Origin of the sequence: Cryobacterium sp. Y57, from assembly GCF_002929505.1 — a bacterium.
In the GTDB taxonomy this organism is placed as follows: Bacteria; Actinomycetota; Actinomycetes; order Actinomycetales; family Microbacteriaceae; genus Cryobacterium.
In genome coordinates this window covers 1-1589 of record NZ_PJJL01000010.1, presented here as the reverse complement: position 1 = coordinate 1589, position 1589 = coordinate 1, and the positions used below count along the sequence as shown (strand labels likewise).

Genomic DNA, 1589 nt, shown 5'->3' with positions numbered 1-1589 from the left:
CGCGCCATCGATACTATCACCCGAGCGATTATCCGATCCATTTGAGATGCGACGCCTAGGTCAGGTCCCGCAGAGGGTTCCCTATGTGACATTGCGCGCCCCGCCCCCCGGCTCTGCATGTTGTCCTCAACCGGCGCGCGGAACACCCGCTATCGGCGCCTCTTCGCCCGGGCGCCGAATTCGTCAAGGACCCGAACGACGTCTTTGGCGAGCCAGATTCGATTTCGCCGTCCGTCGGTAATTTGAGTCAGAATGTCAGCGTCAACGAGTCGGTCGATAGCGACCTGAGCGTTGACGGTCGAGACGCCAAGCTCAGCCGCGGCTGCGGCCGCTCCGATCACGGGTTGACGAAGCAGAACGCCTACTAGTCGATGGGCCGCCGAGTCTCGTCTTGCGTTGATGCGCCCGCGCCAGTCGACCTGCACAGTTTCTAGATCCACTACGAGGATGCGTCCGTTGTGCACCGCGGCGAACGATGCCTCCGCGATGGAGCGGATTATCGGGGCAATATTTCCGGACCGGTATGCGCTGAGGGACTTGAAATATCGACTGGTGTCGTGGAGGAGCCCCGCGGACACCGGAACGGCCACATTGTGAGTGAGCTTCCCCGCGCGCAGCATCGCCTGAATAAGAGCGCGACCGACCCTTCCGTTGCCGTCAGGGAACGGGTGAATTGTTTCGAATTGAGCGTGAGCGATCGCGGTCTGAGCGAGCAAAGGAAGGTCGTCGCGGCTGGCGAAGGCGACAAGATCATCCATGAGCTCGGAGACTCGATCGTGATGCGGCGGCACAAACTGTGCGGTGTGGGGCCCGAGGTTCCCGCCTCCGATCCAGACCTGTTGGTCACGCCAGTGACCAACGATGTCCGGATTGCTGTGCTCGAGGAGTGCGCGATGCATTTCCAGGATGGCGCGTCCATCGATGGACTCGGACAGTGTCAGGGCCGCTTGCATCGCTCGGACGTTGCCGACGATAAGTTGTGCGTTCTTCGAAGCATGCTCACCGAGCTCCGCCAGCGCGATCTGGCGTGCTCCGCTCGTGAGATTCTCAATCTCTGAGCTGGAGGCGCTCTCCGTGCGCAGGAGAATGGATGCGAATGGTGCCGCGATCTGTCCCACTTCGGCATCGAAGCGGGCAAGCTCACTGGCGGCCTCTTCGGTCACCGCGTGGAGTTCGCTGCTCAGCGGGATATCGAGATCGGCAATGAATGCGGGCACTGATGCCAAGTACGGCCCGGATGCCAGACGCTTCTGCGTTCGTGAACCATAGTCGTCTTGGACGCTGCGCCAGGGCCGTTCCTCGTAACCGATCGGCGCCCAGGGTAACTTTTCGTCAAACGTGGCCATGGAATGACTATACCAATGCTTAGCGATAGATCCATAGTTATGTGCGCGTCCTATTCTGACTTATCCCGCACGCCGGATCTAAGGGCTGAAACGCAATTGTTCGTCCCGTAGGGGGTTCCCATTGCGGAACTCCGAACGGATCCGCAGATTGACGGCCGCTTGAACCGATCGCAGGTGACTCCGCATTAGGCGCTCGTCAACGAAGTCTGGTGATGCGTGCAAGTTCCTTCTTGAGGATCTCGG

1 protein-coding gene is annotated in these 1589 nt (G+C 60.3%); it reads right to left on the bottom strand.

All coding sequences use genetic code 11. The features are described from left to right. Nucleotides 1-149: 149 nt before the first annotated feature. The gene (locus CXY72_RS00075) at nucleotides 150-1346 is read right to left on the bottom strand and encodes a Fic family protein (protein ID WP_104125718.1); all 1197 of its coding nucleotides are present in this window, start codon (nucleotides 1344-1346) and stop codon (nucleotides 150-152) included. Nucleotides 1347-1589: the final 243 nt, after the last annotated feature.